Source organism: Cupriavidus basilensis OR16, from assembly GCF_000243095.1.
In the GTDB taxonomy this organism is placed as follows: Bacteria; Pseudomonadota; Gammaproteobacteria; order Burkholderiales; family Burkholderiaceae; genus Cupriavidus; species Cupriavidus basilensis_D.
In genome coordinates this window covers 76,451-91,522 of the sequence record NZ_AHJE01000099.1, presented here as the reverse complement: position 1 = coordinate 91,522, position 15,072 = coordinate 76,451, and the positions used below count along the sequence as shown (strand labels likewise).

Here is a 15,072-nt window from a genome sequence, read left to right as displayed (position 1 = left end):
AGAGCCGGCCCCGGGGCCGGCTTTTTTACGTCCGGGCGCTGCCGGCCGCCCTACCGATGGTGCGACAGCAGCGTATTCAACGCATCGCGCAGCGGCGAATCCGGCAAGTCCTTCGCCAGCGCATCCAGGCTGGACAACCCCGTGGCCGACATCCGCGCCGCCTTGGGCTTTACCACCGGCCCGGTGTCCCAATCGCTCTGCCGCCCGACCTCCGGTTGTACCCTCACCCGGATTGCGGTAATCTGCGATCCCCGCTGTTGCAGGCGCGAAAGTAGCGTAGGAACCACCTGCCGAACGCGTGCCGCTGCGGCCCCGTGGGCTGCAAGCAACAGTAAAGTTCGCTCCGACTGGCCTTGCCCGATGCCGCGGGCGTCCTGCTTGACGCCGGCCACAGCGATGCCATCCTGCAGCCCGCGTGGCAGGAGCGACAGCACTTCAGCCTCCAGTACCGCCAGTTCCCGTGCCGTCTGCATCAGGGCCGAGACCGGGCCGGCCTTGTCCAGCCAGTCGTTAAGCGGCTTGGCGGCGGGCGTCTGGAGGGCGTAATGGGTAAACATGCGCATGCGCGCATTCTAGCGTGCCGTTCGCGTCAGCGCGGCGGCTTATGCGCCGTGGCGCTTGGCCCGCGCCGGCCTTGCGTGAGAAGGAGTTGCGCCATGCAGATCATCGTGCTTCACCCACGCTTACCGTGTGTACGCCATTTCACCCTGGGCGCCGCACTCCACATGATGGTGTGGATTTTTCGGCGCCCACGTGTACCCCGATCGTCATCGATCACGGCAACGGCCTCATGACCCGCTATGCGCACGCCTCCAAGCTGCAGGTGAAGCCAGGCGACCTCGTCAAGCCAGGCCAGCAAATCGCCCTGGTAGGCTCCACCGGCGCGCACCTGCATTTCGAGGTGCATGTGGGCGGTGTGCCGCAAAACCCGGATCGATTCCTGGCCATGGCCAAGCCGGCACCGTCCCAGGTTGCCCAGGCGCCGGTACCCACCGATCGCAATCTCATCCGTTGAAGAACCGGGGCGTCGCCCCGATGTCGGAAGGATTGGATGCGCGGGTTGTGTCCGGGCCGTCAAGCGGTGGAGGACGCGCTGTGGTTTGCGCAGCGTTTCGCCTGCCGCTTGGTTCCAGTCGTGACCCGCGCGCGTGATAAACTCGGCGTTTTGCGCCAATCTTCCTATTTCCTCGCGCGGTCCGCCCTGGGCAGCCGGCCAAGCCGGCGGCTAGGCCGCCCTAGTGCGTACCACGGCGGCGTACCACTCGCGTAGGTGAAAGCAATCGATGATCACGGGCCTTCTCAAGAAAGTCTTCGGCAGCCGTAATGAACGGCTGATCAAACAATATGGCAGGACCGTCGCGCAGATCAATGCGCTGGAACCGAAGTTCGAGGCACTTTCGGATGACGACCTGCGCGGCATGACCGAGATTTTCCGGCAGCGCCACGCCGCCGGGGAGTCGCTCGAGGCGTTGCTGCCCGAGGCCTTCGCGGTGTGCCGCGAGGCCAGCAAGCGAATCATGAAGATGCGCCACTTCGACGTCCAGCTGATCGGCGGCATGGTGCTCAACGACAACAAGATCGCTGAAATGCGCACCGGCGAGGGCAAGACCCTCACCGCGACGCTGCCGGTGTATCTCAATGCCATCACCGGCCGCGGCGTGCACGTCGTCACGGTCAACGACTACCTGGCCCAGCGTGACGCCGAGTGGATGGGGCGCCTGTACAACTACCTCGGCCTGTCGGTCGGCGTGAACCTGTCGCAGATGCCGCACGACCAGAAGGCGGCGGCTTATGCGTCCGACATCACGTACGGCACCAACAACGAGTTCGGCTTCGACTACTTGCGCGACAACATGGTCTACGACCCTGGCCAGCGCGTGCAACGTCCGCTGAACTACGCCATCGTCGACGAGGTGGACTCGATCCTGATCGACGAAGCGCGCACCCCGCTGATCATCTCGGGCCAGGCGGAGAACCAGACCGACCTGTACCAGCGCATGAACGGCGTGCCCAAGCTGCTGGTGCGCCAGATCGGCGAGGAAAAATCCGACGGCACCGGCGTCGAGAAGCCGGGCGACTACTTCGTCGACGAAAAGGGCCACCAGGTCTACCTGACCGAGGCTGGTCACGAGAAGGCCGAAGAGATCCTGATGCAGCAAGGCCTGATCGGCGAGGGCGAATCGCTCTACGCGCCGCAGAACATCACGCTGATGCATCACCTCTACGCCGCCCTGCGCGCGCAGAGCCTGTTCCATCGCGATCAGCACTATGTGGTGCAGAACGATGAAGTCGTGATCGTCGACGAGTTCACCGGCCGCCTGATGACCGGACGGCGCTGGTCCGATGGCCTGCACCAGGCCGTGGAAGCCAAGGAAGGCGTGACGATCCAGCAGGAAAACCAGACGCTGGCGACGATCACCTTCCAGAACTACTTCCGCATGTACGAGAAGCTGTCCGGCATGACCGGCACGGCCGATACGGAAGCCTACGAATTCCAGGAAATCTACGGCCTGGAAGTGGTGGTCATCCCCACCAACCGTGGCGCCCAGCGCAAGGACTTCCAGGACCAGATCTACAAGACCTCGAACGAGCGCTACGACGCCGTGGTGCGCGATATCCGCGACTGCTACGAGCGCGGCCAGCCCGTGCTGGTGGGCACCACCTCGATCGAGACCTCGGAATACCTGTCCGGCCTGCTCGACAAGGCCAAGCTGCCGCACCAGGTGCTCAACGCCAAGCAGCACGAGCGCGAAGCCGAGATCGTGGCGCAGGCGGGCCGCCCCAAGATGATCACCATCGCCACCAACATGGCGGGCCGCGGCACCGACATCGTGCTGGGCGGCAACGTGGAGAAGCAGGCTGGCTTCATCGAAGCCGACGAAAGCCTCGCCGACGCCGACAAGGCCGCGCGCATTGCCCATCTGGAAGGCGAGTGGCAGTCGCTGCACGAGCAGGTCAAGGCCGCTGGCGGCCTGCATATCGTCGGCACCGAGCGCCATGAGTCGCGCCGCATCGACAACCAGCTGCGCGGGCGTGCCGGCCGCCAGGGCGATCCGGGCTCCTCGCGCTTCTATCTGTCGCTGGACGACCAGTTGCTGCGCATTTTCGCCGGCGACCGCGTGCGCGCCATCATGGAACGCCTGAAGATGCCGGAAGGCGAGCCGATCGAAGCGGGCATCGTCACGCGTTCGATCGAATCCGCCCAGCGCAAGGTGGAAGGCCGCAACTTCGACATCCGCAAGCAGCTGCTGCAGTACGACGACGTGGCCAACGACCAGCGCAAGGAAATCTACAAGCTGCGCAACGAAGTGCTCGAGTCGCAAGACGTTGGCGAGATGGTGAAGAACCTGCGCCAGAGCGTGTTGGTGGAGATGTTCCGCGATCACGTGCCGGCCGACACCATGGAAGAGCAGTGGGACATCAAGGGCCTGGAGACCAAGCTGCGCGAGGAATGGTCGCTGGACGTGCCGCTGGCCGCGACCATCGAGGCTGCCCAGAGCATCGAGGACGAAGTGCTGCTGGACAAGATCATGCATGCGGCCGACGAGCGCTACGACGCCAAGGTCAACCAGGTCGGGCGCGAGTCCTTCGCCGGCTTCGAGCGCTCGGTGATGCTGCAAAGCATCGACACGCACTGGCGTGAGCACCTGGCAGCGCTGGATCACCTGCGCCAGGGCATCCACCTGCGCGGCTATGCGCAGAAGGATCCCAAGCAGGAGTACAAGCGCGAGTCGTTCGAGTTGTTCGCCCGCCTGCTGGACGTGATCAAGATGGAAGTCACGCGCGTGATCTTCAACGTGCAGATCCAGTCGCCGGAAGAACTCGAGCAAGCCTCGGAGCAGATCGAAGAGGGCCTGTCGCACCTGGCCAACGTGCAGTACAAGCACGAGGACTTCGACGAGGCCAGCCAGCCTACCGACGTGGGCAGCAGCGCGCCGGAGCGGGCAGGGATTGCCTACGCCGCCGCGGCGGAAGCGGCGGGCATGGCCAAGGTGGGGCGCAACGATCCGTGCCCGTGCGGCTCCGGCAAGAAGTTCAAGCAGTGCCACGGCAAGCTCAGCTAAGCCGCGCACCGTGAAGTCAGCAAACATGCCCGCGCAAGCGGGCATGTTCGTCAGGGGCGGGGCATTCAGTAGAATGCCCCGCCGTCTGGCAGCAGTAGAAACAGCAAAACCAGCAAAACCAGCAAAACCAGCAACGTCGAACGCACAGAGGAACGCACATGGCCGTCAACCTGCCCCTGCCGCTGGCAGAAAACCTGAAACCTGTCGCCGGCGTCGAGCTCGGCTGGGCCGAAGCGGGTGTCCGCAAGGCCAACCGCAAGGACGTGCTGGTGGTGCGCGTTGCCCAAGGCAGTACCGTGGCGGGCGTGTTCACCCGCAACCGCTTCTGCGCCGCGCCGGTGCAGGTCTGCCGCGAGCACCTCGCCGCCGGCAAGGGCATCCGCGCGATCGTGGTGAACACCGGCAACGCCAATGCCGGCACCGGCGAGCCGGGCCTGGCCAATGCACGCGCCACCTGCGACGCGCTGGCCGCGCAGCTGGGCATTGCCGCCGAGCAGGTGCTGCCGTTCTCGACCGGCGTGATCCTCGAGCCGCTGCCGGTGGACCGCATCACCGCCGCGCTGCCCGCCGCCATTGCCAATGCCAAGGCCGACAACTGGCTGGCCGCGGCGGAGTCGATCATGACCACCGACACGCAGCCCAAGGCCGCCTCGCGTACCGTGCAGATCGGCGGCACGACCGTGACGCTGTCCGGCATCAGCAAGGGCGCAGGCATGATCCGCCCCAATATGGCCACCATGCTGGGCTTTGTCGCCACCGATGCCACCGTGTCGCAGGATGTGCTGCAGGCACTGGTCTCGTACGCGGCGGACCAGTCCTTCAACAGCATTACCATCGACGGCGACACCTCGACCAACGACTCCTTTGTGCTGATCGCCAGCGGCCAGGCCGGCGCGCCGGCCATCGCGCGCGCCGAGGGTGCGGATTTCGAGGCGCTGCGCGCCGCGCTGACCGACCTGTCGCAGGAACTGGCGCAGATGATCGTGCGCGATGGCGAGGGCGCCACCAAGCTGATGACCATCCGGGTCGAGGGCGGCAAGGACGTGGCGGAATGCCGCCTGATCGCCTATGCGGTGGCGCATTCGCCGCTGGTCAAGACCGCCTTCTATGCCTCGGACCCCAACCTGGGCCGCATCCTGGCCGCGGTCGGCTATGCCGGCGTCGACGATCTTGAAGTGGAGCGTGTCAACTTGTGGCTGGACGACGTCCTGGTCGCACGCGACGGCGGCCGCAACCCCGAGTACCGTGAGGAAGACGGCCAGCGCGTGATGAAGCAGGCCGAGATCACCGTGCGCATCGCGCTTGGCCGTGGCGACGCCACCGCCACGGTCTGGACCTGCGACCTGTCGCACGACTACGTTTCGATCAACGCGGACTATCGTTCGTAAGCACGCATCGCCTGCGTGCCGCTCCCGCCAGCGCGGGCACGGCACGCCAGCCGCTCGCCTCCTGCCAACGATCCGCTTCTCCCCCAAAGCCGCCATGTCAGACCTTGCTGCCCGTCTCGATCATTTCCTCGCCCGCCTTGAACAATGGCTGCCACCCCAGCTGACCGACGCTGACTGGGAGCAGGCCGTCGCTTTCCGCTGGCGCAAGCGGCAGAGCCTGTTCGGCAACATCGGCTACCTGCAGGCGATCCGCCAGCTGCCGCCGATCCATCTCGACGACCTGAAGAACATCGAGCGGCAGAAGGATGCCATCGTCGCCAATACGCGCCAGTTCGTTGCGCACCTGCCGGCCAACAACGTGTTGCTGACAGGCGCGCGCGGCACCGGCAAGTCCTCGCTGATCAAGGCCTGCCTCAATGCCTTCGTCAAGGATGGCCTGCGCCTGGTGGAAGTGGACAAGGATGACCTGGGCGACCTCGGCGATATCGTCGAGCAGCTGTCGGGGCGTCCCGAGCGTTTCGCCATCTTTTGCGACGACCTGTCGTTCGAAGAGGGCGAATCGGGCTACAAGTCGCTGAAGTCGGCGCTGGACGGCTCGGTCGCCGCGCAGTCGGACAATGTGCTGATCTACGCCACCTCCAACCGCCGCCATCTGCTGCCCGAGTACATGAAGGACAACGAGACCTACCGGCACACCGACGATGGCGAGATCCATCCCGGCGAAGTGGTGGAGGAAAAAATCTCGCTGTCCGAGCGCTTCGGGCTGTGGCTGTCGTTCTACCCGCCCAAGCAGGACGAGTACCTGGCCATCGTCGGCCACTGGCTCGGGCACTTTGGCTGCAGCGCCGAAGACGTCGCCGCCGCACGCGGCGACGCGCTGGTGTGGGCGCTGGAGCGCGGCTCGCGCTCGGGCCGGGTGGCCTGGCAATTCGCCCGCGACTGGGGCGGCAAGCACGGCAAGCCGTTCGTGGCCTCGGCGCAGGACGGCCAGGCATGAGCGAGGCATCGCAAGTGAGCAACGCGGCGGCAGCGCCGCCGGCGCGCAAGGTGACCGAGGTTGCCGTGGGCGTGCTGGTGCAGACCGACGGGCGCTTCCTGCTGGCCCAGCGGCCGGCGGGCAAGCCCTACGAAGGCTACTGGGAATTCCCGGGGGGCAAGCTGGAGCCGGGTGAATCGGTGGAAGAAGCGCTGTCGCGCGAGCTACATGAGGAGCTCGGCATCGTGGTGGGCGCCAGCGTGCGCTGGCACGTGCTGGAGCACGATTACCCGCATGCCTACGTACGCCTGCATTTCTGCAAGGTCACGGCATGGACGGGCGAGCTGGTCGGCCGCGAGGGACAGGCGTTCTCGTGGCAGTCCGCACCCGTGGAGGTGGGCCCCTTGCTGCCCGCTACCATTCCCGTGGTCGACTGGCTGGCAGCCGAGCGCAGCGCTTAGCGGCGCACGCCTGGCCAGGGCCGCTTTGCTTTATCTCGCGGCAGCCCCTTAGTCCTCGTCTTCGTCGTCCGGCGAGGGATTCTCGCCGGGTTTGCCACCGATCACATATTTTTCGGACGCCCACGCGCCCAGGTCGATCTGCTTGCAGCGATTCGAGCAGAAGGGACGGAATTTATTCTCGGGTACCCAGGCCACGTCCGTGCCGCAGGTGGGGCATTTGACTACGGTTGTCATTGCTTCAGAAATTGCAGAGCTTGAGCAGGAAGGGGATGTCGGCGTCGACCGAACGGGGACGCAAGTCACCATCCTGCTGCGTGAAACGGACCCACAGCATGTACTTGTTGGCGCTCATCTCGGGGATGAAGGCCAGCAGCGATTCATCCAGCAGCACCTGCATCAGCTGGTAGCTGCGCCCGGATAGCATCTGCTGGTAGCTGCCGCCGGTGGCGATGACCTTGCCGCTCTGGCCGGATTCTCGCAGCAGGCGCAATACGGTGTTGGTGCCTAAGCGCAGCGCCACCAGCGGGCGCGCCCACTTGAGGATGTCCGAACGGCGGTCTTCGGCAGGACGGTGCTGCCAGGCGTAATACGCCGGCAGGTCGAACTCGCAGGTGCCGCCCGGGATGATGGCGCGGCTGCGGATACTGGTGAGCCACTCGTTGTCGGTCAGCAACTGACCGGCCTTGCCAACCGTCTGGTTGAGCTGGGTCATCGCCTGCTCGATCTCGCCGATGACGCCATCCAGCGCGCCCTGGTCGATCCGCGGGTTGGCGCGCAGCGCGGCAAGCGCCTGGCGCTGGCGTTCCAATTCCTTGAGCAGGTCGGTCTTCAGGTCGGCGCGGCCGGCAACGTCGATGATCTCGAACAGCGTCGTCAACGCCACGTGATGCTGGAGGGCGTGATCCTGGCCGAGAAAATAATCCAGCCGATCGAACAGGTCTTCCAGGCGCAGGAGAGTCCTGATGCGTTCGTTAAAAGGATATTCGTACAGAATCAATGGGTGTATCCGTGCAACAGGGCGGGTTGGCGGGCGGGCAATCTGACCCGGGTGGCAGTTCGGAACGGCGCTGCTTCCGGTGCAGGTGAATCGGCCTGCGCCCTCGATATCGGCAGTATGCGGCCATTTCCCGCGTGATTCCAGCGCATTCTATGCGAGAGCGCCAATCAGGACAATGAGACAGCCGACTTGGGGTGTCGCATGCAGCACCGCACAAAGCTGGTGCCTAGTCGGCAGCCAGGCTGCGGTAGAGCTGGTCCAGTCGATCCACTTGCGCGGGCAGCGCCTGCGGCGGGCCTTCGTTGTCGACCACGTCGTCGGCGGCGGCCAGGCGCTCGCTGCGCTTGGCCTGCCTGGCCATGATGGCCTCGACCTGGCCCCGGGAAAAGCCGTTGCGCGCCATGACCCGCTCGACCTGCGTGGCCTCGCTGCAATCCACCACCAGCACCCGGTCCACCCGCGCGCGCCATGAGCCCGATTCGACCAGCAGCGGCACCACGTAGATCAGGTAAGGGTGCAGCGCCGACGCGCGGACGGCCGCGGCGCGCGCTTCGGTCAGCTGGCGGATCAGGGGATGGGTGATGCCTTCCAGGCGGGCCTTGGCAGCGGGGTCGGAGAATACCAGCTCGCGCATGGCGTCGCGATCCATGGCGCCGTCGGCGCGCAGGCAGGCGGGGCCAAAGGCTTCCAGCAGGGCGGGGATGGCCAGGCCGCCCGGCGCGGTGATCTCGTGCGCGAGCAGGTCCGTGTCGATCAGGGCGGCGCCGCGCGCTGCGAACAGGTCCGCCACGCGGGTCTTGCCGGAGCCGATGCCTCCGGTTAGTCCGATTTGCAGCATGTTGGTCTCGAAGGCTTGCAGTGGGTGTTGCCGGCTTGCGCCGACGCGCGCCGCGCCGGCCCGTCAGCCAGCAAGGATGCCCAGCGGCAGCACATTGGGCCCAAAGAACAGCACAAGCAGCCCGGCTCCGGCGATATAAGGGCCGAAGGCGAAGTGCGTATCGCGATCCTGACGGCGCAGCGCGATATTGGCAAGCGCGAATACCAGGCCCACCACGGAGGAGAGCAGTACCAGTGCCGGCAGTGCCTGCCAGCCGAACCAGGCGCCCAGCGCGCCCATCAGCTTGAAGTCGCCGTAGCCCATGCCTTCCTTGCCGCGCACCAGCTTGAAGATCCAGTACACCGTCCACAGCAACAGGTAGCCGGCGGCCGCGCCGATCACGGCATCGGCCAGCGTGGCGAACAGTCCGCCAAGATTGAGCAGCAGGCCCAGCCACACCAGCGGCAGCGTGATCTGGTCGGGTAGCAGCTGCGTGTCGGCGTCGATCAGGGTGAGGGCGATCAGGGCCCAGATCAGGGCGATGGCCGCCAGCGCCTGCCAGGTCGGGCCGAAGTGCGCCGCGGCCAGCGCGGTGAGCAGCGCGGTGCCGGCTTCCACCAGCGGATAGCGCGCGCCGATGGGCGCGGCGCACGACGAGCAGCGCCCGCGCAGGAACAGGTAGCTCAGTACCGGGATGTTCTCCAGCGCGCCGATGGCGTGTCCGCAGTGCGGGCAGGCCGAGCGCGGCACCATCAGGTTGTAGGGCTCGGGGTGGGGGAGGGGGTCGTCGCGCAGCGAGGCGATGTAGTTGGCTTCGTCATGCTCCATCATGCGGGGCAGGCGGTGCACCACCACGTTGAGGAAGCTGCCGACCAGCAAGCCGATCAGCGCGGCGGCGCCGACCAGAAACCAGGGCGGTAGCGCCGCTAGCTGGGCAATGGCCTGCGCGGGGGCAGCCAGTGAGGATATCGCGCCACTGGCGCCGTCCGCGGAAAACAGCCACATGCCTTACACCACCTGTCCCAGTTTGAAGATCGGAAGATACATCGCCACCACCATGCCGCCAATCAGCACGCCCAGCACCACGATGATCAGCGGCTCGATCAGGCTGGAGATGGCGGCGACGGCGTGGCGGCGACGGCGTCATCGACCTCGCGCTCGTAGAACTCCGCCACCTTCAGCAGCATATTGTCCAGCGCGCCGGATTCCTCGCCGATCTGCGTCATCTGCAGCACCATGCTGTCGAACACATGGGTGGCCTGCATGGCGTTGGTCAGGCTGGTACCGATGCGCACCGATTGCTCGATCTCCTTGGTGGCGTCGTAGTAGACCCAGTTGCCGGCGGCGCCCGCAACCGAATCCATCGACTCCACCAGCGGCGTGCCGGCGGCGAACATGGTGGCCAGCGTGCGGGTCCAGCGGGCGATCACCGCCTTGCGGAACAGCGAGCCGAAGATCGGCAGCCTGAGCAGCAGGCGGTCGCTGGCACGCTGTACTTTCTCCGAGCGTTTTAGCCCGCGTATATACATCGTGATGGCGATGATCGGCGCGCCGATGATCAGGTACCAGTGGTCGACGAAGAAGTCCGACATGGCGATCACGACCAGGGTCGGCGCCGGCAGGTTGGCGCCAAAGCTCGAGAACACGCCCTTGAAGGCCGGGATCACGAAGATCATCAGGATCACCGTCACGGCAAAGGCCACCGTCAGCACGGCGATCGGGTAGATCATGGCCGACTTGATCTGGCTCTTCAGCGCGATGGTCTTTTCCATGTAGAGCGACAAGCGCTCCAGCAGGGCGTCCAGGATACCGCCCTGTTCGCCGGCGTCGATCAGGTTGCAGTAGAGCGTGTCGAAGTAGCGCGGATGGCGGCGGAAGGCCTGCGCCATGCTGCTGCCGGATTCGATGTCGAAGCGGATCTCGGACAGCAGCTGGGTGAAATTGGGATTGGCGTGCCCGCGCGCGATGATGTCGATCGATTGCAGCAGCGGAATGCCTGCCTTGAGCATGGTCGAGAGCTGGCGCGTGAAGTACGCAATGTCCTTCTGGGTGATCTTTTTCCCGCGCGCCCCCCGCCGCTTCTTCAGCTTGACGACTGTCAGCCCCTGCTTTCGCAGCGTGGCATTGACCTCGGCCTGGCTCTCGGCGCGCAGCTCGCCCGAGAACATCTTGCCCTTGCGGTCCTTGCCTTCCCACTCGAAGAGGAACTGCGTGGGCGCTTTACGCCCTGGCTTCCCCTTGGGCGCGGCCGCCTTGCGAGCGGCGGCGGCTGGTGCGCGTGTCGCCATGATTGACCCCCAATGACATCTTTTGTTGTTTTACATATTCGTTGTGGCCAGCACTTCTTCGAGCGAGGTGAGACCCTGCTTCACCTTGGCCAGGCCAGCTTCGCGCAACGATAGCACGCCATCTTTACGCGCCTGTTCGGCGATTTCCAGCGCCGTGCCATGCGCGAGGATGATCTGTTGCATCGGCTCGGTGATCGGCATCACCTGGTAGATGCCGCAGCGGCCCTTGTAGCCGCTGCCGTTGCAGCGCTCGCACCCGACCGGGTGGTAAGGCTGCCAACTGCCGTCCAGATCCTCGTCCTGGAAGCCGGCGTCTGCCAGTACCTCGCGCGCCAGCTCGCCGGGGCGCTTGCAGGTGCATAGCCGCCGCGCGAGACGCTGCGCGGTGATCATCAGCACGCTGGAAGCGATATTGAAGGGCGCGACGCCCATGTTCATCAGCCGCGTGAGCGTGGTCGGCGCATCGTTGGTATGCAGCGTCGAGAACACCAGGTGGCCTGTCTGGGCCGCCTTGATCGAGATATCGGCGGTCTCCAGGTCGCGGATTTCGCCCACCATGATGATGTCGGGATCCTGGCGCAGGAAGGAGCGCAGCGCGGCGGAGAAAGTCAGCCCGGCTTTTTCGTTGACGTTGACCTGGTTGATGCCGGGCAACTGGATTTCCGCCGGATCCTCGGCGGTGGAGATATTGATGTCGCCCTGGTTCAGCCGGTTCAGGAAGGTGTAGAGCGACACCGTCTTGCCGCTGCCGGTCGGGCCGGTCACCAGCACCATGCCGTAGGGGCGCTTGATCACGTCCAACAGCAGCGCCTTTTGCGCGGGCTCGTAACCGAGCTGGTCGATGTCGAGCTTGTCGGACGACGACTCCAGGATCCGGATGACGATCTTTTCGCCGAACAGCGTCGGCAGCGTGGAGACGCGGAAGTCGATCGCCTTCTCGACGGTTTCCTTGGGCTCCTTGCTGTCCTTGCCATCCTTGTCGGCGCCCTTTTCCTTGGGCAGCGCGATCAGCAGCTTCATGCGGCCGTCTTGCGGCACCCGCTTTTCCGAGATGTCCAGGCGCGACAGCACCTTGATCCGGGTGGAGATCTTGTCGCGGATGTCCACGGGCGGGCGTGCGACTTCCTGCAGCACGCCGTCAACGCGGAAGCGGATGCGGTAGAAGGTCTCGAAGGGCTCGAAGTGCAGGTCGGAGGCGCCGCGATGGAAGGCTTCGGTCAGCAGCTTGTGCAGGAAGCGAACCACCGGCGCGTCGTCGATGTCGGCCGCGGTCTTGTTGCGCAGTGCTCCGGCTGACGCCACCGGGTCGTAGTCGATCATCTTGCGCTCGACCTGGCCCGGGCCGATCGACTTGATCGTTGCGCCGCTGTCGTCGGACGCCGAGCGCACATATTGCATGAGCTTGTCATGCTCGACCACGACGGGCTCAACCGGCAGGTTGTATTTCTGCTTGATGGCGTCGAGCCCGGCCTGGTTGCCCGGGTCGGACAACGCCAGCACCAGCCGGTTCTCGCGCCGGCCCAGCGGCAGCAGGCGGTGCGCGTGGAACTCGCGATTGCCCGCCAGCGCCGGTGGCACCTTGTTGAGGTTGTACTGATTCAGATCGATCAGCGGCAACTGATATTTATCAGCTGCGAAGATCGCCACATCATGTGCAGTCATGGTGCCGCTGGCGATGATCTCGTCGATCAGCTGCGACTTTTTTTCTCGTGCCGACTGTTCAAGCTGGGCGAGCAGGGCCGGCGCGATACGCCGGCTCTGTGCAAGAGCTAGACCAAGTGTCATGGCAAAAAACGATTGGCCGCAAGCGGCCGAGGACCCCGAATCGGGGCAGTTTGCCGCCGGGGTCACTTTTTGTAAAGGCGCGCCGGAAAGCGTGTTGGCGTTTGTGCGACACGGGCGCAACCCTACTTGCGCGGGGGGACGGGGAGGGGGTGGAAATCAGGCGTGGCGAACGGCGATTGCCAATGCGCATGGCGCGAAAAGGCACCAATGAAAAAAGGCCGCACATTGCTGTGCGGCCTTTCTTGTACGGTCTCGGGGACCGTGAAACTGGTCGGGGTGAGAGGATTCGAACCTCCGGCCTCTACGTCCCGAACGTAGCGCTCTACCAGGCTAAGCTACACCCCGTTTATTTTTCTTCGCTTTGCTTTATTTCTGCTGCAGCGCGAAAGCACACAAGTGTAGCAGCCTTTTTTCCGGAATGGAAGAGGGTGCCCGCGCGGGGCGCTTTCGCTTCAGGACTGCCGTTGCAGTGAAAACGCGCAGAGGTCGATCAGCGTCTGTTTCAGGGGGGAATCGGGGAACCGCTGGGCCGCTTGCTCGGCGGCTTCGGCTTCGCGCTGTGCCGCCTGGAAGGTGACCTCGAGCGCGCCGCAGGCGTGGATCGCCGTGAAGACCGCATCGAAATGCTCGGTGCCGCCTTGCACGATGGCTTCGCGGGCCAGCGTGCGCTGTTCCACGCTGCCGTGCTCAAGCAGGTGCAGCAGTGGCAGGGTGGGCTTGCCTTCGCGCAGGTCGTCGCCGGCGTTCTTGCCCATCTGCTCGGCGCTGGCGGTGTAATCCAGCATGTCGTCGATCAGCTGGAACGCGGTGCCGATGCGCCGTCCGTATTCCGCGGCGGCTTCTTCAGTGGCCGCGTCAGCGCCGGCCAGCACGGCGCCGAGCTGGGCCGAGGCTTCGAACAGCTTGGCGGTCTTGTAGCGGATCACCTGCAGATAGCGCTCCACCGTGACGTCGGGGTCGTGCATGTTCAGCAGCTGCAGCACTTCGCCTTCGGCGATCACATTGGTGGCGTTGGAGAGGATCTCCATGATGCGCATGCTGCCGCGTCCACCATCATCTGGAAGCGCGGAATAGAGGAAGTCGCCTACCAGCACGCTGGCGGCGTTGCCGAAGACTGCGTTGGCAGTCTGGCGGCCGCGGCGCAGCTCCGACTCGTCGACGACGTCATCGTGCAGCAGCGTGGCGGTGTGGATGAACTCGACCACCGCGGCCAGTTCGTGGTGCCGGTTGCCGTCGTAACCGAAGGCCCGCGCGGACAACAGCAGGATCACCGGGCGCAGGCGCTTGCCGCCCGCGCTGATGATGTACTCGCCGATCTGCTCGATCAGGGGCACCTCCGAGGCGAGGCGCTGGCGGATAACCGAATCGACGGCGCGCATGTCGGCAGCGACCGGGGCAAGCAAGGCAGTGGCGGAAGACTGGGACAAGATGTTCACCGTTACGCAAAACCTGTCGATTATAAGCCATGCAGGTCTATGTATGTCCCCTGAACGGGGGGTGCGGCAAGGCGTGCATGCGCTGCGTGCGCAATGCGGGCATGGTGGTCCGGCGACTTATAATGCCGCCATGACCCGGCCACATTCCTCCTCGCGCCGCCAGCGCCGGCGCACCGCCTTGTGGGCAGCTTTCGCCGCCCTGGCGGGTTTCCTGCTAGCGGACCTGATCTGACCCGGACGGGCGGAGAAGTGCTTCTGGCGGCGCCGCGCGGCGCCAGGCAAGCTATGTGTCTGTTTTCTTTGTACTTTTCCCTGCTTTGGTATAGAATCGTGGGTTTCCTCCGGCCGCTTTGTGTTGTCTGCAGATGCGCTGGTGGGAGATAACCGGGCCAATTGGGCCGTCCGGCTTGTCTGTTTTCCCTGTCCTGGTAGTTGCTTGAAAGTTGCTTGGGCCGGGATGAAACGGACGCAAGGGCGCGCCGGCGTTGGCTTTCGGCGTTTTATTTCACATCGAGAGGTTCGACAATGTACGCGGTCGTAAAAACCGGCGGCAAGCAATATAAGGTTGCTGCTGGCGAAAAACTTAAAGTAGAACAGATACCGGCAGACATTGGCGCAGAAATCACGCTCGACCAGGTGCTCGCAGTGGGCGCAGGCGACCAACTCAAGTTTGGTACGCCGCTGGTTAGCGGGGCTTCCGTCAAGGCTACCGTTATCTCCCAAGGTCGTCACGATAAGGTGAAGATCTTCAAGATGCGCCGTCGCAAGCACTATCAAAAGCGTCAAGGCCATCGTCAAAATTACACCGAGCTGCGCATCGAAGAGATCATTGGCTGAGCCCGCGCTCAGTCATCGTCGAC

At 64.8% G+C, this 15,072-nt stretch carries 12 protein-coding genes, 1 tRNA gene and 2 pseudogenes; 6 read left to right on the top strand and 9 right to left on the bottom strand.

Going from position 1 to position 15,072, the window contains the following annotated elements:
* Positions 1-50 precede the first annotated feature (50 nt).
* Entirely contained in the window at positions 51-563 is a 513-nt protein-coding gene (locus OR16_RS30520) for a DciA family protein (protein ID WP_006162524.1), read from the bottom strand.
* Positions 564-709: 146 nt separating this feature from the next.
* On the opposite strand from OR16_RS30520, the pseudogene OR16_RS30515 reads away from it, so the two are divergent.
* From OR16_RS30515 to OR16_RS30495, 5 genes and pseudogenes are all read left to right on the top strand, one after another.
* A pseudogene (locus OR16_RS30515) lies at positions 710-1,015 on the top strand (M23 family metallopeptidase); the annotation flags it as partial.
* 268 nt (positions 1,016-1,283) lie between these two features.
* Positions 1,284-4,064, top strand: a complete 2,781-nt coding sequence (secA, locus tag OR16_RS30510; protein WP_006162522.1) for a preprotein translocase subunit SecA — start codon at positions 1,284-1,286, stop codon at positions 4,062-4,064.
* 158 nt (positions 4,065-4,222) lie between these two features.
* The gene (gene argJ / locus OR16_RS30505; protein WP_006162521.1) at positions 4,223-5,452 is read left to right on the top strand and encodes a bifunctional glutamate N-acetyltransferase/amino-acid acetyltransferase ArgJ; all 1,230 of its coding nucleotides are present in this window, start codon (positions 4,223-4,225) and stop codon (positions 5,450-5,452) included.
* Between the two features lie 94 nt (positions 5,453-5,546).
* Positions 5,547-6,449 (top strand): ATP-binding protein, encoded by a 903-nt coding sequence (locus OR16_RS30500; RefSeq protein ID WP_006162520.1) that lies wholly within the window; start codon positions 5,547-5,549, stop codon positions 6,447-6,449.
* On the top strand, positions 6,446-6,889 hold the full coding sequence (locus OR16_RS30495) for an NUDIX domain-containing protein (RefSeq protein ID WP_006162519.1): 444 nt from the start codon (positions 6,446-6,448) through the stop codon (positions 6,887-6,889). Before OR16_RS30500 ends, OR16_RS30495 begins: the two co-directional genes overlap by 4 nt.
* A 48-nt stretch (positions 6,890-6,937) precedes the next feature.
* Here the strand turns inward: OR16_RS30495 and OR16_RS30490 are convergent, their stop codons facing one another.
* The 8 genes and pseudogenes from OR16_RS30490 to OR16_RS30455 form a co-directional block, all read right to left on the bottom strand.
* Positions 6,938-7,123, bottom strand: a complete 186-nt coding sequence (locus tag OR16_RS30490; protein WP_006162518.1) for a DNA gyrase inhibitor YacG — start codon at positions 7,121-7,123, stop codon at positions 6,938-6,940.
* Positions 7,124-7,127: 4 nt separating this feature from the next.
* Positions 7,128-7,886: a cell division protein ZapD gene (gene zapD, locus OR16_RS30485; protein WP_006162517.1), complete on the bottom strand. Its 759-nt coding sequence runs from the start codon at positions 7,884-7,886 to the stop codon at positions 7,128-7,130.
* A 226-nt stretch (positions 7,887-8,112) separates the two neighbouring features.
* Positions 8,113-8,724: a dephospho-CoA kinase gene (coaE, locus tag OR16_RS30480; RefSeq protein WP_006162516.1), complete on the bottom strand. Its 612-nt coding sequence runs from the start codon at positions 8,722-8,724 to the stop codon at positions 8,113-8,115.
* Between the two features lie 63 nt (positions 8,725-8,787).
* Entirely contained in the window at positions 8,788-9,708 is a 921-nt protein-coding gene (locus tag OR16_RS30475) for a prepilin peptidase (protein WP_006162515.1), read from the bottom strand.
* Between the two features lie 3 nt (positions 9,709-9,711).
* Positions 9,712-10,991: pseudogene (locus tag OR16_RS30470) on the bottom strand (type II secretion system F family protein).
* Between the two features lie 30 nt (positions 10,992-11,021).
* Complete coding sequence (gene pilB / locus OR16_RS30465) at positions 11,022-12,776, bottom strand: type IV-A pilus assembly ATPase PilB (protein WP_006162512.1); 1,755 nt, start codon at positions 12,774-12,776, stop codon at positions 11,022-11,024.
* Positions 12,777-13,044: 268 nt separating this feature from the next.
* Positions 13,045-13,121: transfer RNA gene (locus OR16_RS30460), tRNA-Pro, on the bottom strand.
* A gap of 107 nt (positions 13,122-13,228) precedes the next feature.
* Positions 13,229-14,212 (bottom strand): polyprenyl synthetase family protein, encoded by a 984-nt coding sequence (locus OR16_RS30455; protein ID WP_423739697.1) that lies wholly within the window; start codon positions 14,210-14,212, stop codon positions 13,229-13,231.
* 525 nt (positions 14,213-14,737) lie between these two features.
* On the opposite strand from OR16_RS30455, the gene rplU reads away from it, so the two are divergent.
* A complete protein-coding gene (gene rplU, locus OR16_RS30450) occupies positions 14,738-15,049 on the top strand; it encodes a 50S ribosomal protein L21 (protein WP_006162510.1) in 312 nt (103 codons plus the stop codon).
* Positions 15,050-15,072 lie beyond the last annotated feature (23 nt).

Excerpts from the sequence above, each read along its gene's own strand:
- OR16_RS30520 (WP_006162524.1), bottom strand. The coding sequence starts at position 563 with ATGCGCATGTTTACCCATTACGCCCTCCAGACGCCCGCCGCCAAGCCG.
- secA (WP_006162522.1), top strand. The coding sequence starts at position 1,284 with ATGATCACGGGCCTTCTCAAGAAAGTCTTCGGCAGCCGTAATGAACGG.
- argJ (WP_006162521.1), top strand. The coding sequence starts at position 4,223 with ATGGCCGTCAACCTGCCCCTGCCGCTGGCAGAAAACCTGAAACCTGTC.
- OR16_RS30500 (WP_006162520.1), top strand. The coding sequence starts at position 5,547 with ATGTCAGACCTTGCTGCCCGTCTCGATCATTTCCTCGCCCGCCTTGAA.
- OR16_RS30495 (WP_006162519.1), top strand. The coding sequence starts at position 6,446 with ATGAGCGAGGCATCGCAAGTGAGCAACGCGGCGGCAGCGCCGCCGGCG.
- OR16_RS30490 (WP_006162518.1), bottom strand. The coding sequence starts at position 7,123 with ATGACAACCGTAGTCAAATGCCCCACCTGCGGCACGGACGTGGCCTGG.
- coaE (WP_006162516.1), bottom strand. The coding sequence starts at position 8,724 with ATGCTGCAAATCGGACTAACCGGAGGCATCGGCTCCGGCAAGACCCGC.
- OR16_RS30475 (WP_006162515.1), bottom strand. The coding sequence starts at position 9,708 with ATGTGGCTGTTTTCCGCGGACGGCGCCAGTGGCGCGATATCCTCACTG.
- pilB (WP_006162512.1), bottom strand. The coding sequence starts at position 12,776 with ATGACACTTGGTCTAGCTCTTGCACAGAGCCGGCGTATCGCGCCGGCC.
- rplU (WP_006162510.1), top strand. The coding sequence starts at position 14,738 with ATGTACGCGGTCGTAAAAACCGGCGGCAAGCAATATAAGGTTGCTGCT.